Source organism: Paraburkholderia sp. GAS333 (assembly GCF_050435665.1).
Taxonomy (GTDB): Bacteria; Pseudomonadota; Gammaproteobacteria; order Burkholderiales; family Burkholderiaceae; genus Paraburkholderia; species Paraburkholderia fungorum_A.
In genome coordinates this window covers 102,074-125,912 of record NZ_JBNDKS010000002.1, presented here as the reverse complement: position 1 = coordinate 125,912, position 23,839 = coordinate 102,074, and the positions used below count along the sequence as shown (strand labels likewise).

24 protein-coding genes are annotated in these 23,839 nt (G+C 64.4%); 19 read left to right on the top strand and 5 right to left on the bottom strand.

Annotation, left to right across the window (positions count from 1 at the left end; genetic code table 11):
* Nucleotides 1-39 precede the first annotated feature (39 nt).
* The 9 genes from cheY (at nt 40) to ABH945_RS09755 (ending at nt 10,905) form a co-directional block, all read left to right on the top strand.
* On the top strand, nt 40-435 hold the full coding sequence (gene cheY, locus ABH945_RS09795) for a chemotaxis response regulator CheY (protein ID WP_074762481.1): 396 nt from the start codon (nt 40-42) through the stop codon (nt 433-435).
* Between the two features lies 1 nt (nt 436).
* Nucleotides 437-1,150 (top strand): protein phosphatase CheZ, encoded by a 714-nt coding sequence (gene cheZ, locus ABH945_RS09790; protein ID WP_074762480.1) that lies wholly within the window; start codon nt 437-439, stop codon nt 1,148-1,150.
* A 288-nt stretch (nt 1,151-1,438) separates the two neighbouring features.
* Nucleotides 1,439-1,993 (top strand): DUF2844 domain-containing protein, encoded by a 555-nt coding sequence (locus ABH945_RS09785; RefSeq protein ID WP_074762479.1) that lies wholly within the window; start codon nt 1,439-1,441, stop codon nt 1,991-1,993.
* Between the two features lie 14 nt (nt 1,994-2,007).
* Entirely contained in the window at nt 2,008-3,297 is a 1,290-nt protein-coding gene (locus ABH945_RS09780) for a DUF3443 domain-containing protein (RefSeq protein ID WP_429250440.1), read from the top strand.
* A gap of 362 nt (nt 3,298-3,659) precedes the next feature.
* Nucleotides 3,660-4,871, top strand: a complete 1,212-nt coding sequence (gene flhB, locus ABH945_RS09775) for a flagellar biosynthesis protein FlhB (RefSeq protein ID WP_074762477.1) — start codon at nt 3,660-3,662, stop codon at nt 4,869-4,871.
* A complete protein-coding gene (gene flhA / locus ABH945_RS09770) occupies nt 4,868-6,970 on the top strand; it encodes a flagellar biosynthesis protein FlhA (protein WP_074762476.1) in 2,103 nt (700 codons plus the stop codon). Before flhB ends, flhA begins: the two co-directional genes overlap by 4 nt.
* Before the next feature lie 357 nt (nt 6,971-7,327).
* Nucleotides 7,328-9,280 (top strand): flagellar biosynthesis protein FlhF, encoded by a 1,953-nt coding sequence (gene flhF, locus ABH945_RS09765; RefSeq protein ID WP_429250439.1) that lies wholly within the window; start codon nt 7,328-7,330, stop codon nt 9,278-9,280.
* Nucleotides 9,273-10,142 carry a MinD/ParA family ATP-binding protein gene (locus ABH945_RS09760; protein WP_429250438.1) on the top strand — a complete coding sequence of 290 codons (870 nt, stop codon included), beginning with the start codon at nt 9,273-9,275 and terminating at the stop codon, nt 10,140-10,142. The genes flhF and ABH945_RS09760 overlap by 8 nt, the downstream gene beginning before the upstream one ends.
* A 28-nt stretch (nt 10,143-10,170) precedes the next feature.
* Nucleotides 10,171-10,905: an RNA polymerase sigma factor FliA gene (locus tag ABH945_RS09755; RefSeq protein ID WP_074762473.1), complete on the top strand. Its 735-nt coding sequence runs from the start codon at nt 10,171-10,173 to the stop codon at nt 10,903-10,905.
* Nucleotides 10,906-10,955: 50 nt separating this feature from the next.
* Here ABH945_RS09755 and ABH945_RS09750 read toward each other — a convergent pair whose 3' ends face one another.
* The 5 genes from ABH945_RS09750 to flgA form a co-directional block, all read right to left on the bottom strand.
* Nucleotides 10,956-11,366, bottom strand: a complete 411-nt coding sequence (locus ABH945_RS09750) for a type II toxin-antitoxin system HicB family antitoxin (protein WP_074762472.1) — start codon at nt 11,364-11,366, stop codon at nt 10,956-10,958.
* Nucleotides 11,363-11,545 carry a type II toxin-antitoxin system HicA family toxin gene (locus ABH945_RS09745; RefSeq protein WP_074762471.1) on the bottom strand — a complete coding sequence of 61 codons (183 nt, stop codon included), beginning with the start codon at nt 11,543-11,545 and terminating at the stop codon, nt 11,363-11,365. The genes ABH945_RS09750 and ABH945_RS09745 overlap by 4 nt, the downstream gene beginning before the upstream one ends.
* 318 nt (nt 11,546-11,863) lie before the next feature.
* Nucleotides 11,864-12,310: a flagella synthesis protein FlgN gene (locus tag ABH945_RS09740; protein ID WP_429250437.1), complete on the bottom strand. Its 447-nt coding sequence runs from the start codon at nt 12,308-12,310 to the stop codon at nt 11,864-11,866.
* Nucleotides 12,311-12,404: 94 nt separating this feature from the next.
* Nucleotides 12,405-12,764: a flagellar biosynthesis anti-sigma factor FlgM gene (flgM, locus tag ABH945_RS09735; protein WP_074762469.1), complete on the bottom strand. Its 360-nt coding sequence runs from the start codon at nt 12,762-12,764 to the stop codon at nt 12,405-12,407.
* Between the two features lie 186 nt (nt 12,765-12,950).
* Nucleotides 12,951-14,444: a flagellar basal body P-ring formation chaperone FlgA gene (flgA, locus tag ABH945_RS09730; protein ID WP_429250436.1), complete on the bottom strand. Its 1,494-nt coding sequence runs from the start codon at nt 14,442-14,444 to the stop codon at nt 12,951-12,953.
* A 217-nt stretch (nt 14,445-14,661) separates the two neighbouring features.
* Between flgA and flgB the strand changes: the two genes are divergently transcribed.
* The 10 genes from flgB (at nt 14,662) to ABH945_RS09680 (ending at nt 23,804) form a co-directional block, all read left to right on the top strand.
* The gene (flgB, locus tag ABH945_RS09725) at nt 14,662-15,159 is read left to right on the top strand and encodes a flagellar basal body rod protein FlgB (RefSeq protein ID WP_074762467.1); all 498 of its coding nucleotides are present in this window, start codon (nt 14,662-14,664) and stop codon (nt 15,157-15,159) included.
* Nucleotides 15,160-15,264: 105 nt separating this feature from the next.
* Nucleotides 15,265-15,690: a flagellar basal body rod protein FlgC gene (flgC, locus tag ABH945_RS09720; RefSeq protein WP_074762466.1), complete on the top strand. Its 426-nt coding sequence runs from the start codon at nt 15,265-15,267 to the stop codon at nt 15,688-15,690.
* Between the two features lie 11 nt (nt 15,691-15,701).
* A complete protein-coding gene (locus ABH945_RS09715) occupies nt 15,702-16,418 on the top strand; it encodes a flagellar hook assembly protein FlgD (RefSeq protein WP_429250435.1) in 717 nt (238 codons plus the stop codon).
* Between the two features lie 45 nt (nt 16,419-16,463).
* Nucleotides 16,464-17,981: a flagellar hook protein FlgE gene (locus ABH945_RS09710; RefSeq protein ID WP_074762464.1), complete on the top strand. Its 1,518-nt coding sequence runs from the start codon at nt 16,464-16,466 to the stop codon at nt 17,979-17,981.
* Nucleotides 17,982-17,997: 16 nt separating this feature from the next.
* Entirely contained in the window at nt 17,998-18,756 is a 759-nt protein-coding gene (flgF, locus tag ABH945_RS09705; protein ID WP_074762463.1) for a flagellar basal-body rod protein FlgF, read from the top strand.
* A 132-nt stretch (nt 18,757-18,888) separates the two neighbouring features.
* Nucleotides 18,889-19,677 (top strand): flagellar basal-body rod protein FlgG, encoded by a 789-nt coding sequence (flgG, locus tag ABH945_RS09700; protein ID WP_074762462.1) that lies wholly within the window; start codon nt 18,889-18,891, stop codon nt 19,675-19,677.
* 29 nt (nt 19,678-19,706) lie between these two features.
* Entirely contained in the window at nt 19,707-20,405 is a 699-nt protein-coding gene (gene flgH / locus ABH945_RS09695) for a flagellar basal body L-ring protein FlgH (RefSeq protein ID WP_074766180.1), read from the top strand.
* Nucleotides 20,406-20,407: 2 nt separating this feature from the next.
* Nucleotides 20,408-21,631: a flagellar basal body P-ring protein FlgI gene (locus ABH945_RS09690; RefSeq protein ID WP_429250434.1), complete on the top strand. Its 1,224-nt coding sequence runs from the start codon at nt 20,408-20,410 to the stop codon at nt 21,629-21,631.
* Nucleotides 21,632-21,643: 12 nt separating this feature from the next.
* Nucleotides 21,644-22,648, top strand: coding sequence for a flagellar assembly peptidoglycan hydrolase FlgJ (flgJ, locus tag ABH945_RS09685; protein WP_074762461.1), 1,005 nt, complete (start codon nt 21,644-21,646; stop codon nt 22,646-22,648).
* Nucleotides 22,649-23,063: 415 nt separating this feature from the next.
* The gene (locus tag ABH945_RS09680; protein ID WP_429251075.1) at nt 23,064-23,804 is read left to right on the top strand and encodes a flagellar brake protein; all 741 of its coding nucleotides are present in this window, start codon (nt 23,064-23,066) and stop codon (nt 23,802-23,804) included.
* Nucleotides 23,805-23,839: the final 35 nt, after the last annotated feature.

Here is a 23,839-nt window from a genome sequence, read left to right as displayed (position 1 = left end):
AATCGGACACCGCGCCATGGATCAAGCAAAGGGAATGAAATGGATAAGGGAATGAAGATTCTGGTGGTTGACGACTTTCCGACGATGCGCCGGATTGTCCGCAACCTCCTCAAGGAACTCGGCTACTCGAACGTCGACGAAGCGGAAGACGGTGCGGCAGGTCTCGCGCGTCTGCGCGGAGGCACCTACGAGTTCGTGATTTCCGACTGGAACATGCCGAACCTCGACGGTCTGGCGATGCTCAAGGAAATCCGCGCCGACGCCAAGCTCACGCATCTGCCGGTGCTGATGGTGACGGCCGAATCGAAGAAGGAAAACATCATCGCGGCGGCCCAGGCCGGCGCGAGCGGTTATGTCGTCAAGCCGTTCACGGCAGCGACGCTCGACGAGAAGCTCAACAAGATTCTCGAGAAGATGGCGAAAGCCGGGAGCTGATGTGACTACGCCGACCCAAGCGCCTGGCGCCGATGCGGCCAGTGAGAGCGGCGACTTCGCGTCCGACCGCATTCTCGCCCGCATTGGACAACTGACGCGCACGCTGCGCGACTCGATGCGGGAACTCGGGCTCGACAAGCATGTCGAGCGCGCGGCGGAAGCCGTGCCCGACGCACGCGACCGTCTGAAGTACATCGCGGATCTGAGTGAGAAGGCTGCCGAGCGCGTGCTGTCGGCCATCGATGTCGCCAAGCCGATCCAGGAACAGTTGCAGACCGGCGCGGCCGAACTCGACGCGCGCTGGGAGCAGTGGTACGCGGCGCCGATCGATCGCGAGGAAGTGCGCGCGCTGATGAACGACACGCGCACGTATTTGCGCGGCGTGCCGGAAGCGACCACCGCGACCAACTCGCAGCTGATGGAAATCATGCTCGCGCAGGATTTCCAGGATCTGACCGGCCAGGTGATCAAGAAGATCACCGACGTCGTGTATCTGATCGAGCAGCAGTTGCTGGGCGTACTGGTCGAAAACATCGCGCTCGAACGCCGCGAGCAGTTCGCGGCGAACGCGGCGGCGCTGGCGGCTGAAACGGTGTCGTCGACCGGCAGTCCGGAGCATCTGCTGAACGGTCCGCAGATCAACCCGGAAGGCAAGACGGACGTGGTGCAGGATCAGGCGCAGGTCGACGACTTGCTGGCGAGCCTGGGCTTCTGATGCACCCGGTTGCGTGGCAGCCACGCAACCGGCAGTCAATCGCGCGCAGGATGCAATCGGTAGATGCAGCAAGCCGCGCGGCGCATGCCAATGCTGACGACTGAAAGAAAGCGCAGGCATACTAGGGGCTTCATCAGCGGCATCGCATTCCGGTCACACCTCGCTCCGGCGGGTGGCACGGCGAGGGATTCCTCCTGATCGCGACCGGAGCGCGGCCGTTTTATCTGCCTATATGCGGCCGGTTCGTACCAGGTGCGAACCCGGCGGCAGCTCGGGAGGAGCCTCGTCATGCTGAGTTGTTTACGCCGCGCCGGAATCGTCACGGCGCTTGTCCTGCCCGGTTCCCTGTTATCCGTGCAATCAGCCTATGCGGGCCTCGGTAGCGCTCCGATGACGCCGCCCGCGGGGTCGTCGGTTTCCTCCCGCATCGTTCAGCCGGCCGGCAGCGCCAGCTCTTCACAGAGCGTCATGCGCTCCGCGTCGAGCGCAGCTTCTTCCACATCCTCGGCTTCCTCCGCTTCGTCGTCCTATACCGTGCGTGAAACCACGTACGGTAGCGGCACGGTGGTTCGCGAATATCTGGCGACAGATGGCAGCGTCTTCGGTATCGCATGGAACGGCCCGCAAATGCCGGATCTGAGCGATCTGCTCGGCACCTACTTCTCGCAATATGTCGACGGCGTCAAGGCCGTGCGTGCCGCGCGCGGCCATGCGCGCGGACCGGTCGCGGTCGAACAGAGCGGTCTCGTCGTGCGCTCCGGCGGCCATATGGGCGGCTTCAGCGGTCAGGCGTGGCTGCCTTCCGCGCTGCCCGCCGGCGTCAGCGGTTCCGACATCCAGTGATAGCGAGGACGACGATGCGAACCATGCAGATTGCAACGAAGCTCAAAGGCTGGATGCAGGCCGTCGCGGCCGTGACCCTGTTGGCGACGCTCGCCGCGTGCGGCGGTGGCGGCAGCGACAACTCCAGTTCCAACAGTTCAGACGCGCTGAACGGCGGAACGCTGCCCGTCAGCCCGTCGATGCAGCCGATCGCCGCGACCGCGTCGAACACGGTGCCGATCACGGTCGGCCAGGGTGTGAGCGGCGTGATCAATATTCCGACGGTTAGCGTGACGATCTGCGCACCCAACTCGACCACCAATTGCCAGACCGTCAACAACATCCAGGTCGACACGGGTTCATTCGGCTTGCGGGTGGTGAGTTCGGTGCTGAACTCGACGCTGCTCAACGCGTTGCCGAAGAGCACGCTGGCCGGCTCCAGCTCGCTGCTGGCCGAATGCGCAACGTTTGCCGACGGCTACACGTGGGGCTCGGTTCGCACCGGGACAGTGGGCATCGGCGGCGAAACGACGTCGGCGGCCATTCCGCTGCAAACCATCGGCGATATCGGCACGACGACTTTGCCTTCGGGAAGCTGCGGCACCGGTGCGCCGGAAAACACGGTGTCGGATCTCGGCGCGAACGGCATTCTGGGCATCGGCACCGCGCCGAACGATTGCGGCGTGAACTGCCTGAACGTGAACAATAGCAACTACTTCGCGTGTCCGAGCGGGTCGACGTGTTCCCGCACACCGGTGACCGAAGCGCAGCAGGTGGCCAATCCGGTGGCGAAATTCCCGGTCGACAACAATGGCGTGATCGTGCAGATGCCGCCGATCGGTAATACCGGCGCGGCGTCGGCGACGGGCACGCTGGTGTTCGGCGTCGGCACGCAGTCGAATAACGCGCTAACCGCCACGCAAAGTTTCACGACCGACACCTACGGCAATCTGGCGAACAGCGTATTCAACGGCACGACCGTGACGGCGTTCCTCGATTCGGGCTCGAACGGCTATTTCTTCGGCGATAGCACGCTCGCGCTGTGCAGCAGCACCTACTCGGGTTTTTACTGCCCGTCGTCGGCGCAAACGCGGTCGATCACGCTAGTCGGTCTGAACAACGTGAGTTCCAGCGCCAACATTGGCATCCTGAGTGCGGCCACGCTGTTCAGCAATGGCAGCAACTACGCGTTCAATAACCTGGCCGGGCAGATCGGCGGCAATACCGACTTCGACCTGGGGCTGCCGTTCTTCTACGGCCGTCACGTGTTTTACGGTATCGACAAGACCGCGAGTGGCGGCGCCGCGCCGTACGTGGCGTTCTAACGCATCAAGCGTCGCGGCCTGGGAAGGCTGCTGATTGACGCGTCCGCGCCTGAAAACGCGGACGCCTCGACAACATTCAGCACGGTGCGCGGCCATCGCAATATGCGAGTCGCATTGGATTGACCGCCCGTTCTTCCCTCGCCCGGCGCATTTTTTCGCTGCATTCAGCCATGCGGGTCCACCGCCGGGCACCTCCCCACGCATTCTCCGGGTCTGTCTGACGACCCCCGGCGCCGCGCTGTTCCATCCCTCGAAATACCCCCCTTTCTCCGCCCTTATCCGCCGATCGGTGCTTGCGTCGAGCGGGAATAATCGCTCTCACTGGAAAGAGGCGCCGTGCCTCAGCCGACTGGAGAGTTTTAGTGGCAGAGGATAGCGACCTCGAAAAGACCGAAGCAGCCACTCCCCGGCGCCTGCAGAAGGCGCGCGAGGAAGGGCAGGTTGCGCGTTCGCGGGAGCTGTCGACGTTTGCACTGCTGTCAGCAGGATTCTTCGGTGTATGGGGTATGTCCGGCAGCATCGGCGAACACTTTCAGGGCATGTTGCGTGCGTCGCTCACGTTCGATCACGCCAGCGCATTCGAGACCAGCCGGATGCTGATCGGCGCGGGCGCGGCGGTCCGCGAAGGCTTTTACGCGCTGATGCCGATTCTTGCTTTCACCGGCCTCGCCGCGCTGCTCGCGCCGATGGCACTGGGCGGCTGGCAATTGTCGGCAGCCGGGCTTGAGCCGAAATTCAGCCGGCTCGATCCGATTGCGGGCCTCGGCAAGATGTTCTCGATCAACGGCCCGATCCAGCTCGGCATGTCGCTCGCGAAGACGCTGGTGGTGGGCATTATCGGCGGGACCGCGATCTGGAATCGCCGCGAGGAAATCCTCGCGCTCGCGACCCAGCCGCTGAACCTCGCGCTCGCCAATTCCGTGCATCTGATCGGCGTCTGCTGCGGGATGACGGTGGCGGGCATGCTCGTCGTGGCGGGGCTCGACGTGCCGTACCAACTCTGGCAGTTTCACAAGAAACTGCGCATGACCAAGGAAGAAGTGAAGCGCGAGCACAAGGAAAGCGAAGGCGATCCGCACATCAAGGGCAAGATTCGCCAGCAGCAGCGTGCTGCCGCGCGTCGCCGGATGATGACGAACGTGCCGAAGGCCGACGTCGTGGTGACCAACCCGACGCACTTCGCGGTCGCGCTGCAATACACCGACGGCGAGATGCGCGCGCCGAAGGTGGTCGCCAAGGGCGTGAACCTGGTGGCCGCGCGGATCCGCGAACTTGCCGCTGAAAACAACGTGCCGCTGCTTGAAGCGCCGCCGCTCGCGCGGGCGCTGTATCACAACGTCGAACTGAATCAGGAAATTCCCGGCCCGCTGTACGGCGCGGTCGCCGAAGTGCTCGCCTGGGTGTTCCAGTTGCGACGCTTCAACACCGAAGGCGGCGTCAAGCCGGTCGCACCGACCGGGCTCGACGTGCCGGAGGAACTCGATAAGGGTGGTGTCCCGGCAGACGAAGCCGACCAGGAAGCCGCCGACACCCTCAACCCCGCTAACGACGACGCTTCAGGAGCCTCCGCATGAACGCTCGCGCCGGATTCCTGTCCCGACGGCCGGATGCCTTCAGTACCGCCAATTTGAGAGCCCTCGCCGGGCCGGTGCTGATCTGCATGATCCTCGGCATGATGATTTTGCCGTTGCCGCCGTTTTTGCTGGACCTGCTGTTCACGTTCAACATCGCGCTTTCCGTGATGGTGCTGCTCGTCAGCATGTACACGATGAAGCCGCTCGACTTCGCCGCGTTCCCGAGCGTGCTGCTGTTCTCGACGCTGCTGCGCCTGTCGCTGAACGTCGCGTCCACGCGGATCGTGCTGCTCGAAGGCCACACCGGCCCCGATGCGGCCGGTCAGGTGATCGAGTCGTTCGGCCACTTCCTCGTAGGCGGCAATTTCGCGGTCGGTATCGTCGTCTTTATCATTTTGATGGTCATCAACTTCATGGTGATCACCAAGGGCGCGGGGCGGATCGCGGAAGTGTCCGCGCGCTTCACGCTCGACGCGATGCCCGGCAAGCAGATGGCGATCGACGCCGACCTGAACGCGGGTCTCATCAACGAAGATGCGGCCCGCAAGCGTCGCTCGGAAGTCTCGCAGGAAGCCGAGTTCTACGGTTCGATGGACGGCGCGAGCAAGTTCGTGCGCGGCGATGCGATCGCCGGTTTGCTGATCATGGTGATCAACATCATCGGCGGCCTGATCGTCGGGATGGTCCAGCACGACATGAGCTTTGCCGCGGCAGGCAAGAACTACACGCTGCTGACCATCGGTGACGGCCTCGTCGCGCAGATTCCGTCGCTGGTGATTTCGACGGCCGCCGGTGTGATCGTGTCGCGCGTCGCGACCAACGAGGACATCGGCACGCAACTGACCGGCCAGCTCTTCACGAATCCGCGCGTGCTGATGATCACGGGCTGCATTCTGGTGCTAATGGGCCTGATCCCGGGCATGCCGCACTTCGCGTTTCTGCTGCTGGGCGGCGGTCTGATCCAGCTTGGCCGGACCATGAAAAAGCGTGCCGACGAGCGCAAGAACGGCCCGTCGCTGGTCGACATCACGCCGGCCGTGACCGCGCCGGTCGAGAACACCGAAGCAAGCTGGGACGACGTGACGATGATCGACACGCTCGGCCTAGAAGTCGGCTACCGGCTGATTCCGCTCGTCGACAAGAACTCGGACGGCGAACTGCTGAAGCGTATCAAGAGCATCCGCAAGAAGTTCGCGCAGGAAATCGGCTTTTTGCCGCCGGTCATTCATATTCGCGACAACCTCGAACTGCGGCCGAACGGTTACCGGATCGCGCTCAAGGGCGTCGAAGTGGGCGTCGGCGAGGCGTATCCGGGGCAGTGGCTGGCTATCAACCCGGGTCAGGTGTCCGCCGCGTTGCCGGGCACGCCGACGCAAGACCCCGCTTTCGGTTTGCCGGCCATCTGGATCGACACGAATCTGCGCGAACAGGCTCAGGTGTACGGCTACACGGTGGTCGATTCGAGCACGGTGGTCGCGACGCACCTGAATCACCTGGTCGTCACGCATGCATCGGAACTGCTCGGCCGCCGCGAAGTGCAGTCGTTGCTCGAGCGGATGCAGAAGGACACGCCGTCGCTCGTCGACGATCTGGTGCCGAAGGTGCTGCCGCTCACCACGCTGCAAAAGGTGCTGCAGAACCTGCTGGAAGAAGGCGTGCCGATCCGCGACATGCGCACGATTCTCGAAGCGCTGTCCGAACACACGCCGAAGATCACCGACGCGCACGATCTCACCGCCGCCGTGCGGCTCGCGCTGGGTCGCGCGATTACGCAGCAGTGGTTCCCCGGAACCGGCGACATGCAGGTGATGGGCCTCGACTCGAATCTGGAACGGGTGTTGTCGCAGGCGCTGTCGACCGGCGCGAATCCCGGCCTCGAACCGGGGCTGGCGAACACGCTGCTGAACGAAACACAGAAGGCGATGACGCGTCAGCAGAACGCGGGTCTCGCGCCCGTGCTGCTGGTTCAACACGCATTGCGGCCGATGATCGCGCGCTTCCTGCGCCGCAGTCTGCCGCAGCTGAAGGTGCTCTCGTACGCCGAGGTGCCCGACACGCGCAACGTGCGGGTCGTGAATCAGATCGGCGCGCACGCCTGACGCGTTGCGCATACTCAGCCCAGGCGGTTCGACCGGCGCTCGATAGAGCGCCGGTTTTCATTTGGGCGATGCTTTTTCCTGCGCGCATCCGGCGGATCGTCGCGTGCACGCGACGGCAGCCAGGGATTGCCTTACCGACCCTTGCCGCGCCGCTTGCGCAGCCACGCGCGGTGCCCGCGCAAACGCGCTTCATGCGCCCGTGCGCGTGACATCCGCCATCTCCCCATCGTGCGAATTGCCTACCTTTAACGGTCTTTATCCATCGATCGTCGCTCGACGGCTTTCGCAATAATTGATCTCAATGGGAAGCGGTATGTTGCCGGTCCGTTAGTCCGTTTACCTCATCGGGGGTCCAGCTTGAACATTCGTAAATTTATCGGTGCGACTAGTCGCGATGCTCTGCGTCTCGTCCGTGAAGCCCTCGGCGCAGACGCAGTCGTGTTGTCCAACCGTACGATGGACGACGGCAGCGTCGAAATCGTCGCGCTGGCCGACAGCGATCTCGCGTCCATCACGCCCAAGGCTCGCCAGGGCGCGAATGGCCAGGGCGCACCGATGAATACGGGCGCTGGACTGCCCTCATTCGGCGCACCGCGTGCGCTGCCGCCAATGCAGGCGAATCCGTATGCGAGCGGCATGCCCGACGTGTTCTCGTCGGTGTTCGGCGCGAGCCCCGAAGCAGGCGCCGACGCGATGCCGCCGAGCTTGCCGGCCGGTCTGTCCGCGAATCTGCTGGCGAACGATGCGCCGCTGGGCGCTCCCGCAGCGATTCCTTCGACGATCCCTTCCGCCATCTCCGCAGCGATTGCCGCCGCCGCACCGGGCAACTCGCTGCCCGCCACGACCGCCAGCGCTACTCCAGTCCCGGTTCAACCAGTTCCGAGCGCCCGCGCAGCGGCCACGCGTCTGTCGGAAGACATGCGCGCCGATCTGCTGAAGGCGGCGGGTGTAGCGCCTTCGCCGGTCACCGCGACCGCCGATACCAACGCGCCGCGCACGATGGCCGAATCGAACCCCTGGCTGATCGACCACGCACGTCGCATCGCCGCAGACCAGCAACAGGAAGACGGCGCGCATAGCTCGCGTCCGTCGCCGATGACGCCGTCGGTCGCCACCGCGAAGGGCCTCGGCGCAGCAGTCGAAGTCAGCGCGGTCGCCACGCCGCCGGTCACCGGCCCGCAAGCCGCCGACACGCCCGAATGGGCCCGCGAAGCGGCGCAGGTCGCCGCCCGCCGCAACGCGCAGAAGATCGCGCCGATGCCGACTGTCGACGAAGCCCGCACGCCCGCAGCCGTCGCCGAAGCGATCAAGGCGCGCATGGAGCAGGTCGTCAACGACACCGTGATGAACGAACTGTCGTCGATGCGCGGCATGATGGAAGAACACTTTGCCGGCCTGCTGTGGGGCGATCGCCAGCGCCGCAGCCCGGCGCGCGCCGCGCTCACCAAGCACCTGTTCGCCGCCGGTTTTTCCGCGCAACTCGTGCAGATGATGGTCGACAACCTGCCTGCCGAAGTCGACAACATGGACGCCGGCATGGAGTGGGTTCGCACCGTGCTCGAATCGAACCTGCCGGTGATGGAAGACGAAGACGCGCTGATGGAGCGCGGCGGCGTGTTCGCGCTGATGGGCCCGACGGGCGTCGGCAAGACCACGACCACGGCGAAGCTCGCCGCGCGCTGCGTGATGCGCTTCGGCGCCAGCAAGGTCGCGCTGCTGACCACCGACAGCTACCGGATCGGCGGCCACGAACAACTGCGCATCTTCGGCAAGATTCTCGGCGTGTCGGTTCACGCGGTGAAGGACGGCGCCGATCTGCAACTCGCGCTCTCCGAATTGCGCAACAAGCACATCGTGCTGATCGACACGATCGGCATGAGCCAGCGCGACCGTCTGGTCTCCGACCAGATCGCGATGCTGTGCCGCGCCGGTCAGCCGGTGCAACGCCTGTTGCTGCTCAACGCAACGAGCCACGGCGACACGCTCAACGAAGTCGTACAGGCCTATCAGCGCGCGCCGGATCAACAGCCGCTCGCCGGCTGCATCCTGACCAAGATCGACGAAGCTACCAACCTGGGCGGCGTGCTCGATACGGTGATCCGCTACAAGCTGCCGGTGCATTACGTGTCGACTGGTCAGAAGGTGCCGGAAAACCTGTACGTCGCCACGAAGAAATTTTTGATCAAGAGCGCGTTCTGCATACCGCGAGACAACTCGCCATTCGTGCCGCACGCCGACGATATTCCCGCGCTGCTCTCCGCGCTGTCCGCACGCTCGACCGCCGAACAGCACGAGGTCCGCTTTGGATAAGCTCATCTCGGATCAGGCAGAAGGACTGCGGCGACTGTTGACCCGCACCGGCGCACGCGTGATCGCGGTGACGGGCGGACCGGTGGGCGTCGGTTGCACGACGGTGGTCGTGAACCTCGCGGCAGCGCTTGCGCAGCAGGGCAAGGACGTGCTCGTGATCGACGAATGTGTGGGCGAGCGCTCGGTCAGTGCGCTGCTCGGCGGCTTGCGCGGCGCGGGCAATTTCGCTGCCGTGATGCGCGGCGAGATGACGCTCGACGATGCCGCCGCCCGTCATCCGCTCGGTTTTTCGGTGCTGGCCGCCTCGCGCGCCAATCGCGAAGGACACACGACGCAGCAATTCAACGTGTTGCTGGGCGGCACCGCCGACATCGTGCTGATCGACGCGCAACTCGATGAACAGGGCCAGCTGTCGCCATTCGCGCGGCAGGCGCACGACGTGATGGTGGTCGCGCGGATGTCGGCCCAGGCGATCACCGATGCGTACGCGTGCATGAAACGGTTGCACTTCGCGCACGCCATCGCGCAGTTCCGGGTGCTGGTCAATTACGTGCAGAGCGTGAACGACGCGCACACCATTTTCATGAATCTCGCCGGCGTGGCCGGGCGCTACCTGACGGTGGCGCTGGAAGACGCCGGTTGCATTGCCGCCGATGCGCGGATGGCGCGAGCCCAGGAGTTGTCGCGTTGTGTCGTCGATGCATTCCCGTCGACACCTGCCGCGCGCGACTTCCGGCACCTCGCCGCCGAATTGCAGTACTGGCCGATGCGGCCAGCGATGTCGTCGCAAACGCCCTGGCGGGCGCCTGCGACCGTTACAGCGGCGCAACACGCCGATCAACCGTCACCGCAGCACGCCTGAGAGGCGGCACGAGGACAAGGGGAGCACGATGTATAACGCTCAGGGAAAGATTTCCCAAGCCGAAGTTCTGACGAAGTACGCACCGCTGGTGCGTCGTCTCGGCTTGCAGATCGTCGCCAAGATGCCGGCGAGCGTCGATCTCGACGATCTTATCCAGGCCGGCATGATCGGATTGCTGGATGCGGCAGGGCGCTACAAGGAAGATCAGGGCGCGCAGTTCGAGACCTACGCGAGCCAGCGGATTCGCGGTGCGATGCTCGACGAATTGCGCAGTAACGACTGGTTGCCGCGCAGCTTGCGGCGCACGTCGCGTGAAGTCGAAACGGCGGTGCACAAGGTGGAGCAGAACCTGGGCCGTTCGGCGAGCGAAGCCGAGATTGCCGGGCAACTGCAAATGCCGCTCGACGAATATCAGTCGATGCTGCAGGACCTGCATGGCAGCCAGTTGATCTATTACGAAGACTTCGACCGTTCCGCCGACGACGAGCCGTTTCTCGACCGCTATTGCGTGGATCATTCCGATCCGCTCTCCGCGCTGCTCGACGACAGCCTGCGCTCGGCGCTGGTGGAAGCGATCGACCGCCTGCCGGATCGCGAGAAGCTGCTGATGTCGCTGTACTACGAACGCGGCATGAACTTGCGCGAAATTGGCGCGGTGATGGAAGTGAGCGAATCGCGGGTGTGCCAGTTGCACAGCCAGGCAGTAGCGCGTTTGCGCACTCGGTTGCGTGAAATGGCCTGGGCAAACGCCGAGGCAAACTGACGACTGGACAGTTGGTGTTCTGGCGCGATGCGCTCAACCCACTGTGTTGTTCATGCGTCAGCCATCTCGTGTTCCGCGGCGAGCGCGAGAAATGCGGAGCGCGACATGCCGCGCGCCTGCGCATAAGTGTCGATCTCGTGGACCAGCACCTCGGGCAGCGAGATATTGATGCGGACTGCTTTCTTCAGCGCAGGAATATTGCGCGTGGTGACAAAGCCCCATGTGAACGCCGCGAACTCAGGATTACGCCGATGTTCGTCGAGCGTGCGCCGTTCGGGAATGGGCATGCCTTCGTCGAGCAAGGTGTCGAGATGCGCCTCGATGGCCTCTTTGGCGTTGGCGTAGGCTTCTTCAAGCGTGTCGCCCGCCGAGTGGCAACCCGGAATGTCGGGCACCACTACACCGAATGCGTGGCCTGAGTCGCCAGGCTCGATCGCGATCGGGAAAATCAAGTTCTTCATTTCAGGCCTGCCTGTTTCAGGATGCTGTTCAGGGTGCCGGGCGGCAGATCCCTTTTCGGATGCGGGATGGTCACGAGACCGGGCTTTACCGCGTGCCGGAAGTGATGGTGACTGCCCGATATGCGGATCAGACGCCAGCCATCGGTTTGAATCAGTTTGACGACCTCGGCGCTGTTCATGCGGTACTCCTCTTACTATACACACGATTACACACTCCTGCTAGTGGTTGGGGAGCCGCCGTCATGAGGTTCAGACACAAGAACCGGCTGACGGCGTGGAGCTCGACAGGTCTGTCATTTCAACGCGTCGCGCGTCTGTGCGCCAGCTAGCCGGATGGCTAATGCCGGGAGTCGTGGGGGAGGGGAATTGAAAAACAGGTGGCCGGAAAAGCAAAAAGGCTCGTCAAAGACGAGCCTTTTTTTGTCGTTCAAACGAAGCAGATCAACTGGCCTGTAAAGCGGCGCGCAGGCGCCGCCCGGACCCGCCTCAGACAATCATCACACCTCGACTTGCGACGGAATCCGTCCGTCCGGGCCGTAGAAATTGGCTTTGCGCGGCACGTTTACCTGCAACGCGGCCAATGCCCGCTGGTTGTAGTCCATCCGAACGCGGATCAGCTCGCCGTTGCTGGTGTTCACGCGTCGCGCGCGGTCGGCCGCTTTTTGCAGCAGCGCCCATTGCTCGGCGACTCGTGTGTCGGTGCTGGCCGCCAGCTCCATGCCGGACCAGCCGGCCGGAAAACCCAGCTCGGCCAGTTGCGCGTCGCGCGCGGCTTCGAGCCTCGCGAGCACGCCGATCAGCTCCGTTTTCTTCTCGATGATCGGCGGTAATTGTTCGACCGGCGAGACGGCGGTCAACGCTTTGGTTTCGAGCGTCAGAATCGAGGCGAACGCCTCGACAGTCGAATATTCTTCGATGAGGGTGGCAAGCAGGGCGTCTTTCATCTCAACAACTCGCTAAACACGCCGGCTCGCGCACGATTCGCGAGCCGAGTTTGTCGAACGTCGCCGGCCACTTCACCACACTGCACTGTGTCGATTAGTTGCCGGTCGACGAGGTCTTGTTCTGCAACAGGTCGCGCGCCGTCTGCAACACGCCGTCGGCGATCTTGCTCGAATCGATCTGCAGCGTGCCATTCGCGATGGCCTGCTTGATCGACGCGACATGCGCGGTGTCGATGTCGCCGGAGCCGGACCCCGCCTGACTCAGCAGATGCTGCGACAAACCCGACAGGCTGACGCTCGCGTCGCCCGACGTGCTGCCCGCGGTTTGCGTCGCCGACGTCGCAGCACTCTGCGTGGTGTCGGCGCTCGCTGCGCTGGCGTCGCTCTGCTGGGAGCGGGACACGGCGTCTTTCAACGCCGGCAGATTCGAATTGGTTGTGGAATCGACTTTCACGATTGGCTTCCTGAACGATTTGATCCTGATAACGGCAACCGCTGATCAAAACTTTAGCGCAATCGCTCCACGCATTTCCTTGCTTCTCAACGCAATCTGGCCCTTTCGGCGGCTCGGCCGCCTGCGGGAAAGCCCGTTCCGCCGCCACGGCCTCAGCCAGCGTGCGATTCGGGGCGGCCAGACAGTTCACAGCTGAATCTCCACCGTCGCGCCATCGCGGACGATGCCCGAGATGATCTGGCCGTTCGCGGTTTTCACCCGGATCTGCTGACCCGGCGATGCGTTGTTCATCGCGCTGCCTTCCGCCGAAATCGAGAAGCCTTCGCCGGCTGCCACGACGCGCACGGTCTGGCCGATCGACACCGCCGACGCGCTCCTGAGCATGTCGCGACGCAGCGGCATGCCGCCCGCGATCCGCGTCAGCGAAACCGAGCCGACGGCCTGCGACGGATCGGTAACGATGGCCTGCGGCAAGCCGGTCAGGTCGCCGTCGCGCGCGACGAGGTCGGCGGCGGTGAGCACTTCGCCCGCATTCATGGCGCGCGCGGCGAGGTAGTAGGTGGCGTGCAGGGACACGCGTGCCTGCAGGTAGATGGTCCACGGGTGGCCGCCTGCGCAGCGCACGCCCACGGTCGTGCGGCCCCACATGCGCGCGCCCGTCGGCATGAACGGTTCGAGAGCCGTGCAGGCGGCGATGCCGCGCGGGAAAGCCGGTGCGACGGTGATATCGACCTTGCCGGGCAAACCGACTGCCTGCTGTTGCAGGAAAGCGAGAGCGGCCGTGTGAATGGCTTCCGGGTCCTGCTGGCCGGGCAGCGGCGCCGGTTGAGCGGCTGCGGCGGGCTGCTGCGCATTTGCTGGCGCAACGGCCGCTGCCACTGGGCGTACTGCGGCCGGTGCCTGTGATTTGGCGATTGCGGGACGGCTCGGCATCGGCGATGCGATGGGCTTGCCGTTCGCGCTGAATTCGGGCGGCAGGCCGCGCGAAGCCAGGCTGTCGAAGCCGCCTTGGGGCGCGCTCGCGGCAACCGGCTGCGCGTTGGTCACGCCGGGCTGCGCCGGAGCGACCACGACCGGGACGACCGTCGTCGCCGTACGCGGGCTTTGCGCGGCATTGACGCGCGCCACGTTCATCGACGAACCCTGCGGCGGAATCGTCACGACGCCGTTGGCATCGGGCTTGAAATTAGTGCGGATCATGGCCGGCGCGGCAGCGGGTTCTCCCGCGCCCGGAATCACGATCGCGCCGTTCGAACCGGCCGCGCGCGAAAACGGATCGGCGTCGCGGTTCTGCGGCTCGCGTCCGGCCGTCTGTGCAGCGGCTGCGGCCAATGCGGTGGCGACCGCCGCGCGCTGCGCGGGCGTCGCCGCTGCCATCTTTTGCGCGATTTCGTTCAGCGCCGCCGGATTGTTCTCAGCCGGACCGGCGATCACGATCGGCCCGCTCGCTTCCTGCGCTTGCGTATTACCCGGCAGCAGCACGATGCCGCCCGCTACCCACAGCGCGACGCTTACCACCATCCGCGTCAGGAGGCGCGACGTGGCGCGCAGCGCCAGACGCGGCGCGACCCGCATGGTGCGTGCCGGCAGCGAGCCGCGCGAAGCACGCAAACCGGCACTCGCGCGATACGCCGTCGCGTGGCTCGCACGCTGCGGCAGATCGGAAGTGGGCTGGTCCATACGGTTCTCCATCGAATGCATCGGTACGCCTTGCATTCTAGAGAGCGCGCCCCAGCCGCAAACGTTGAATAGAAGCCCCCTTTCCCGGTTATTCGTCCGATTGCCGCTTGCGTTCGGCCCATAAGATGCACCTCATGCAAAAAGGCCTTCCCGGTCAATGCGATCCTCGAGTGAGGCGCGGGCGGGGACGCCTCGGGAACCTTCTCGGGAGATTTCTATGCTGGACAAACTCGATGCCGAATTCGCCTTTGGCCGCCAGGCGATGGATGTGCGCGCCTACCGCCAGGAGCTGCTGTCGTCGAATATCGCCAACGCCGATACCCCCGGGTACAAGGCGCGCGACGTCGACTTCGCTTCGTCGCTGGCCGGCGCGCTGAAAAAGACCGGCGGCAGCACCGCCGGCCAGGGCGCGTCGAACAATTCGACGCTGGTGATGACACAACCGGCGGGCGTGACGAGCGGCATGACGATGGTGTCGACGGAACCGGGCCACATGGCCGGCAAGGCCACGCTGACGGCAACCGGCGGCTCGCCCGACGACTACGGCAGCCTGCAATACCGCATTCCGACCCAACCCGCGCTCGACGGCAACACGGTCGATATCGACACCGAGCGCGTTCAGTTCGCCGACAACACGCTGCACTACGAGTCCGGCATGACAGTGGTATCGAACCAGATCAAAACGATGCTCTCGGCGATCACGTCAGGCTCGTAAAAGACATGCAGAGCATGCAGTAACAGATACAGCAGCAAGCAAGCACAAATCGCTACGGGACTTAACTTGAGGCCGGGTCGAACCGGCAGGAGAGGTCAGGAAACCATGCCATCCCTGATGAATATTTTTGGTGTTGCCGGCTCCGCGATGTCAGCGCAGTCGCAACGGCTCAACGTGACGGCGTCGAATCTCGCCAACGCGGACAGTACCACCGGCCCGGACGGCCAGCCGTACAAGGCCAAGCAGGTCGTGTTCGCGGTCAGCCCGCTCGGCGGCGCGCGCAGCGCGTCCGGCCAGCAGGTCGGCGGGGTGCAGGTCACTGGCGTGGTCGACGATCCGTCGCCGATGAAAACGGCTTATGAACCCGGCAACCCGGCGGCCAACGCGGACGGTTACGTCACGCTGCCCAACGTCGACCCGGTGCAGGAAATGGTCAACATGATTTCGGCTTCGCGTTCCTATCAGGCCAACGTCGAGACGCTAAACACGGCCAAAACACTGATGCTGAAAACGCTCACGATCGGAACCTGAGGAGACTTACCTTGACCACCACTATTGGCAGCAGCGGCGCCACCGTTTCGCAGACCCTGCTCGACACGATGAACGGCACGAACAGCGCGACGAGTGCCACCGGATCGAGCAGCAGCTCGTCCGGCACGTCGGCCGCCGACCTGCAGAACACCTTTCTTCAACTGCTCGTCGCGCAGTTGAAGAACCAGGACCCGACCAGCCCGATGGACAGCTCGCAGATGACTTCGCAGCTGGCCGAGATCAGCACGGTGCAGGGCATCAGCCAGCTGAATACGTCGCTGACTTCGCTGTCGACGCAACTCGCGGCCGGCCAGTCGTCGCAGGCCGCATTGCTGATCGGCAGCAGCGTGCTCGCGTCGGGCAGCACCATGACGGTTTCCAGCGGCAAGGCCAGCACCATCGGTGTCCAGCTTCCGGCCGCAGCGGACGACGTCACGCTCACGATCAAGAACTCGTCCGGCACGGTGGTCAACACGATCGACCTCGGCAAGCAGGCAGCGGGCGTCACACCGGTTGGCGTGACGGCGGTCGATTCGTCGGGCAACACGCTGGCCGACGGCACCTACACCTTTACCGTCAGCGCGACGGCGGGCGGCCAGCCTGCCACCGCGACGGCGCTCAGCGCGGCGACCGTGGAAAGCGTCGTGCAGCAGTCCGACGGCACCAGCGGTCTCGTGCTGTCGAACGGCTCGACGGTGCCGCTGACCGGCATCAACGCGATTCTCTAATTCCGAGTCACCAGTTAGTTACGACTTTCCAGATACGGAGTCATCATGAGTTACAACACAGGTCTGAGCGGTTTGTCCGCGGCGTCGAGCGATCTCGACGTGATCGGCAACAACATTGCCAACGCCAATACGGTCGGCTTCAAGAGCGGCACCGCTGAATTCGCCGACGTGTACGCCAGCTCCGTCGCTACCGCGGTGAACAACCAGGTCGGTATCGGCACGCAATTGAGCGGTGTGCAGCAGCAGTTCGCACAAGGCTCGTTCACCAGCACCGGCGCCGCGCTGAATGCCGCGATCAACGGCAACGGCTTCTTCCAGATGAACAACAACGGCACGCTGACGTATTCGCGTAACGGTGTGTTCCAGATGAACAAGGACGGCTACATCACCAACACGCAGGGCCTGGAGCTGATGGGCTATGCGGCGAATTCGGCAGGCATCATCAACACCGCGCAAACCGTGCCGCTGCAGATTCCGACCGGCGACATCGCACCGGTCGTGACGACCACGATCACCGGCTCGGGCCTGAACCTGGGCGCCCAGGACGACCTGATGTACGGTACGCCGACCGTGGCCGCCGGCACCACCAACAGCGGCTCGCTGACCACCACCGGCGCGGTCGTCACCAACGCGGCGGCGGGCACCAACACCGACAGCTACTCGGTCGATTTCACGAGCCCCACGACCTACAACGTCACCGACACGACGACCGGCGCGGTCACCGTCACCGGCGGCACGTACACCGCCGGCACGGCGATCACCCTCGGCAACGGCGAGACCATCGCGTTCAGCGGCACGCCGGCTACCGGCGACAGCTATGCGATCACCGCGCAGCCGATCGCGTTCAACCAGAACTCCAGCGCGACCTACAACGCCGCGACCAGCGTCACCGCGTACGACTCGCTCGGCGGCTCGCAGCAGGTCAACCTGTACTTCGCGAAGACCGGCTCCGGCACGTGGAACGTCTACGCAGGCACCTCGACCGGCACGGCTTCGCTGATCGGCGGCGCGACCTTCAATTCGTCGGGCGTGCTGACCGGCACGACGGACGCATCGGGTAATCCGACTGCAACGCCGCTCGCCTTCAACTTCACGGTTCCGAACACCGACGGCTCGAGCACGCCGCAAGCGTTGACGCTGAACGTGACCGGCATGACGCAGTACGGCGGCAGCGACAACGTCGCCGCGATGCAGGCCAACGGCAACAAGGCGGGCAGCCTGACCAACTTCTCGATCGACGCGTCCGGCAACGTGACGGGCACGTACTCGAACGGCGCGACGGCCCTGCTCGGGCAGATCGCACTGGCCAACTTCACGAACCCGAACGGTCTCGTCGACCTCGGCAACAACGAATACGGTCAGACGCTGGCGTCAGGCCAGGCGCAGATCGGCACGCCGGGCACCAACCAGCTCGGCAGCCTGGTGCCGGGTGAAACCGAAGATTCGAACGTCGATCTGACCGGGGCGCTGGTCGACCTGATCACGGCGCAACGCAACTATCAGGCGAACGCGCAGACGATCAAGACCCAGCAGACCGTCGACCAGACCCTGATCAACCTGTAACCGAACGGGAGCCATCATGGATCGGCTGATTTACACCGCGATGTCGGGCAGCGCCCAGGCGCTCGAACAACAAGCCATCGTTGCGAACAACCTCGCGAACGCCTCGACCACGGGCTTTCGCGCGCAGCTCGAAACGTTCCGCGCCGTGCCGATGTCGTTCGGCGACGGCAGCTCGATCAACGACAACACCACCCGCACGTTCGTGCTGTCGTCGACGCCGGGCGCGGACTACACACCGGGGCCGATCCAGCAGACGGGCAATCCGCTCGACGTGGCAATCCAGGGGCCGGGATGGCTCGCGGTGCAAACCACCGACGGCGGCGAGGCTTATACGCGCGCCGGCAATCTGCACATCGACGAAAACGGGCAACTGGTGAACGCCACCAATCAGGTGGTGCTCGGCAACGGCGGCCCGGTGTCGGTGCCGCCGGGCGCGGAAATCACCATCGGCAAGGACGGCACGGTGTCCGCGCTGACGCCGGGCGATCCGCCGACGGCCGTGGTGACGATCGATCAGCTGAAGCTGGTGAATCCCGATCCGCAAACCATGACGCGCGGTGACGACGGCCTGTTTCGTACCGCCGACGGCAATCCCGCCGACGCCGATCCGGCCGTGACGGTCGCGCCGGCGTCGCTGGAAGGCAGCAACGTGAATCCGGTCAGCGCGATGGTCTCGATGATCACCAACGCGCGGCAGTTCCAGATGCAGACCAAGCTGCTGGAGAACGCGGATAAGAACGACCAGTCCGCGAACGAGCTGCTCAGCTTCAGCTGACGGGCCGCGTTGGGATAGCAGTTTTTGCATGGGACGGGGGTAAGCGCTGAAGCGCCCGCTCACGTCGACAGCTTTGCATGGGGTGGCACCAGGCGCTAAAGCGCTAAACGCCACCCACAAAGGAGAAACATAGTGAATCGCTCGCTCTACATCGCCGCTACCGGCATGAACGCGCAACAGTCGCAGATGGACGTCATCTCGAACAACCTCGCGAACGTCAGCACCAACGGCTTCAAGGGCTCGCGCGCGGTGTTCGAGGATCTGCTGTATCAGACCATCCGTCAGCCGGGCGCGAATTCGACGCAGCAAACCGAATTGCCGTCGGGTATCCAGCTCGGCACGGGTGTGCAACAGGTCGCCACCGAGCGTCTGTACACCCAGGGCAACCTGCAGCAAACCGGCAACTCGAAGGACCTCGCGATCAACGGCCAGGGCTTCTTCCAGGTGCAGATGCCCGACGGCACCACCGCCTACACGCGCGACGGCTCGTTCCAGACCAACGCGCAGGGCCAGCTGGTCACGTCGAGCGGGTATCAGGTGCTGCCGGCCATCACGATCCCGACCAACGCGACCTCGCTGACGGTCGGCAGCGACGGCTCGGTATCGATCACCGTGGCCGGTTCGACCAACACGCAGCAGCTCGGCACGATGCAGCTCGCCACCTTCATCAACCCGGCCGGTCTGGATGCGAAGGGCGAGAACCTGTTCTCGGAAACGGCTTCGTCGGGCGCGCCGAACATCGCGCAACCGGGCCTGAACGGCGCGGGCACGCTGAATCAGGGTTACGTGGAAGCCTCGAACGTCAACGTGGTGCAGGAACTGGTGAACATGATCCAGACCCAGCGCGCCTACGAAATCAACAGCAAGGCCGTGACCACGTCCGACCAGATGCTGCAGACCCTCAGCCAGATGTCGGTTTGAGCGGCAGGGAATTAAAGGCGGTAATCATGATGTCGCACATCTCTCGCATCCCGGTTCATTCGCGCACCGCTCAGGCGCTGGTGCAGCTCACGCTGCTCGCCGCGCTGGGCGGCTGCGGCCTCGTGCCGAAGCAGCCGATCACGCAACAACCGATGACGGCCGTCCCGCCGATGCCGCCGCAAATGCAGGCACCCGGTTCGATCTTCAATCCGGGCTACGCGGGCCGACCGCTGTTCGAAGACCAGCGGCCGCGCAATGTGGGCGACATCATCACGATCGTGATTGCCGAAAACATCAACGCGACCAAGTCGTCAGGCGCGAATGCCAACCGCTCGGGCAGCACCGCCATGGCCGTGCCGACCGCGGGCTTTCTCAGCGGCCTGTTCAGCAAGGCCAATCTGAGCGCGAACGGCAGCAATGTGTTCGCGGGCACCGGCGGCGCGAATGCGTCGAACACGTTCAACGGCACGATCACCGTGACGGTGACGGGCGTGCAGCCGAACGGCAACCTGACGGTCAGCGGCGAAAAACAGATGCTGATCAATCAGGGTAACGAATTCGTGCGCTTCTCCGGCGTGGTCAATCCGAACACGATTTCCAGCCTGAACGCGGTGTATTCCACCCAGGTGGCCGACGCGAAAATCGAGTACTCGGCCAAGGGTTATCTCGACGAAGCCGAGAACATGGGCTGGCTGCAACGCTTCTTCCTTAACGTGTCGCCGTGGTGATCATGCGTATCGTCTCTCTTCGCCGCGCTGGTCACGCTGTTTCGACTGCGGGCTTCGCTGTCCGTCGCGCGGCTTCCCGAACCGCACGCTTGCTCGCGTTCGTCGCGCTGGCCTGTGCCGCGCTGCCCGCCGTGACCGTCACGCCCGCGCATGCCGAACGGCTGAAAGACCTCGTGCAGATCCAGGGCGTGCGTGACAACCCGCTGATCGGCTACGGCCTCGTGGTCGGCCTCGACGGCACGGGCGACCAGACCACCCAGACACCGTTCACCACGCAGACGCTCGCCAACATGCTGGCGAACCTCGGCATCTCGATCAACAACCAGGCGGCGGGTTCGAGCAGTTCGACATCGTCGCTGTCGAACATCCAGTTGAAGAACGTCGCCGCGGTGATGGTGACGGCGGTGCTGCCGCCGTTCGCGCGTCCGGGCGAGCAGATCGACATTACCGTTTCTTCGCTCGGCAACGCGAAGAGCCTGCGCGGCGGTACGCTGCTGCTTACGCCGCTCAAGGGCGCGGACGGCCAGGTGTACGCGCTCGGGCAGGGCAATATGGCTGTGGGCGGCGCCGGTGCGAGCGCCAACGGCAGCAAGGTGCAGGTCAATACGCTGGCAGCGGGCCGGATTGCGGGCGGCGCGATCGTCGAACGCGCGGTGCCGACGTCGGTGTCGCAGGCTGGCACGATGCAGCTCGACCTCAATGACATGGATTACGACACCACGCAGCGCGTCGTCTCGGCGGTGAACAACGCGTTCGGCAGCGGCACGGCGATGGCACTCGACGGCCGCACGATCCAGTTGCGCGCGCCGACCGATCCGCAGCAGCAGGTGATGTTCATGGCGCAATTGCAGAATCTCGACGTCAAGCCGGCGCAGGCCGCCGCGAAGGTGATCCTGAACGCGCGCACCGGCTCGATCGTGATGAACCAGATGGTCACGTTGCAGACCTGCGCGGTGGCGCACGGCAATCTGTCGGTGGTCATCAACACGCAACCGGTGGTCAGCCAGCCGGGCGCGTTCTCGAACGGCCAGACCGTGGCCGCGCGTCAGTCTCAGATTCAGATGAAGCAGGACAACGGCGCACTGAAAATGGTGACGGCCGGCGCGAACCTGGCCGATGTAGTAAAGGCTCTCAATGCACTCGGTGCGACGCCTGCGGATCTGATGTCGATCCTGCAGGCCATGAAGGCGGCGGGCGCGTTGCGCGCCGACCTGGAAATCATCTAAGGAAGACGCCAGATGAATTCGGATACGACCAATACCGCGAACGACCTGACCAACCGGTTTGCACTCGACGTGCAGGGTTTTGGCGCGCTGAGCGCGCAGGCCAAGGCGTCGCCGCAAGCCGGCATGAAGATGGCCGCCCAGCAATTCGACGCCGTGTTCACGCAGATGATGCTGAAAAGCATGCGCGATGCGACGCCGCAGGACGGCCCGTTCGACTCCCACGACAGCGCGACCTTCACGTCGATGATGGATCAGCAGATGTCGCAGGAGCTGTCGAAGAAGGGCATCGGCGTGGCCGATGCCATGCTGAAACAGTTGATGCGCAATCAGGGCATGCAGGTTGGCGGCGCAAGCGGTGCCGGCGGGGCGAACAGCCTGGCCAGCATGGCCAACGCGCTCGGCGGCGGCAGTAGCGCCGGCGGTGGCGACGAAGGCCAGACCGCCGCGCTGAACGCACTCGCGAAAGCCTACGGCAACGCCCAGGCCAACGGTCAGCTGGCGATGGGCAAGCCCTACACGGGCAACAGCTCGCTGACGCCGCCGTTGCGCGGCGACGGCAGCTCGTCGAAAGTCGACGCGTTCGTCGACAAGCTGGCCGCGCCCGCTCAGGCCGCCAGCGCCGCGACGGGTATTCCGGCGCGCTTCATCATCGGTCAGGCCGCGCTCGAATCGGGCTGGGGCAAGAGCGAGATCAAGAAGGCGGACGGCTCGACCAGCCACAACGTGTTCGGCATCAAGGCGACCAAGGACTGGACCGGCAAGACGGTGTCCACGGTCACGACCGAATACGTGAACGGCAAGCCGCAGCGCACGGTCGAGAAATTCCGCGCGTACGACTCGTATCAGGAAGCGATGACCGACTACGCGAGCGTGCTCAAGAGCAACCCGCGTTACGCGCAGGTGCTGAATTCGTCGCGCGACGTGGCGGGTTTCGCGAACGGCATGCAGCGTGCGGGCTATGCAACCGACCCGCATTACGCGAAAAAATTGCTGTCGATCATGCAGAAGATGGCCTGAACGGCCATCCGAACGGGACGCGCCGCTCAGGCCGGTTCGCTACGAGGCGAAGCGCGGCACGCGCCCGAAGTTGTCCAAATTCCAGGCTGAATCCATGCACGCGACGGGGCCAGGTGCATAACAAGACGGACGAGGCCGGTCGCCCAGCGGCGACCGGCCCAGCCGCGTGAAGGCGGAGCACGGTTTAACGTTTGCGGCAAATATTTCATTACACGCCCCTAAATTTTGGCTGGGCGCTGCCGCTAATCAGTTAGATCTGATACCGGAAAAGCGCTGTAACGTCCGGTTGAATGCGTGTGCCGCGGCCTTGAAACAGACCGTTCGAAGGCCCCGGCAGGAGCCCTCGGCACGCGCCCGCAAGAACATGCATACCGGCAAGCCCATGGATATGAACCAGTCGAACGGCCAACGCGACATGCAGGCCCACGTGCACGTATCACAAGACGAAGGGGCCAATGATTTCGGCCGTCGAAATCCGCTGGAAATCGGCGTTCAGTTGCGCAATCTCGTCAATCGGGGCGATTTCCTCACCGTCGAATATCCGGGCGGGCAGCTAGTCACGCGCCTGCTCGACGTCGACGTGCGCGGCCGCACTTTCACCTTCGATTGGGGCGGCGTCTCCAATCAGAACTCCGGCCTGCTGGCCGCGCCCCGCTGTAAATTCCACGCGGCGCCCGACGGCGTGCGCGTCGAGTTCTCGGTCGGCACGCCGCGCGAGACGAAGTTCGAGGGCATGCCCGCGTTCGAAGCCGATTTCCCCGATGTGCTGTTCTACGTGCAGCGTCGCGAGTATTTCCGCGTCGATGCGCCGGTTCTCGATCCGTACGTGTGTACGGGCCGGTTCCCCGATGGCGCGTCGTTCCGCTTCGAAGTGCACGATCTGTCGCTGGGCGGCGTCGGCATGCGCACGGCCGACGTGCGCGTCGCCGAATTGCCGATGGGCATGCGTTTCGAAGATTGCGAGCTGGTGCTGGGCGCGCTCGGGCGGTTGTCGCTCGATCTGCAACTCGTGTCGCACCGCGCGACGGCGCTGCCGAACGGCACGCAGCGCTATCAACTCGGTTTCCGTTTTCTGACGCTGCCGGGCAGCGCCGAAAACACGTTGCAGCGCCTGATCACGCAACTCGAAATGAAGCGCCGTTCGCTGGTGCGCTGAACCGGCGCGCAAAACAGGTGCGCTGAGGCATCGAA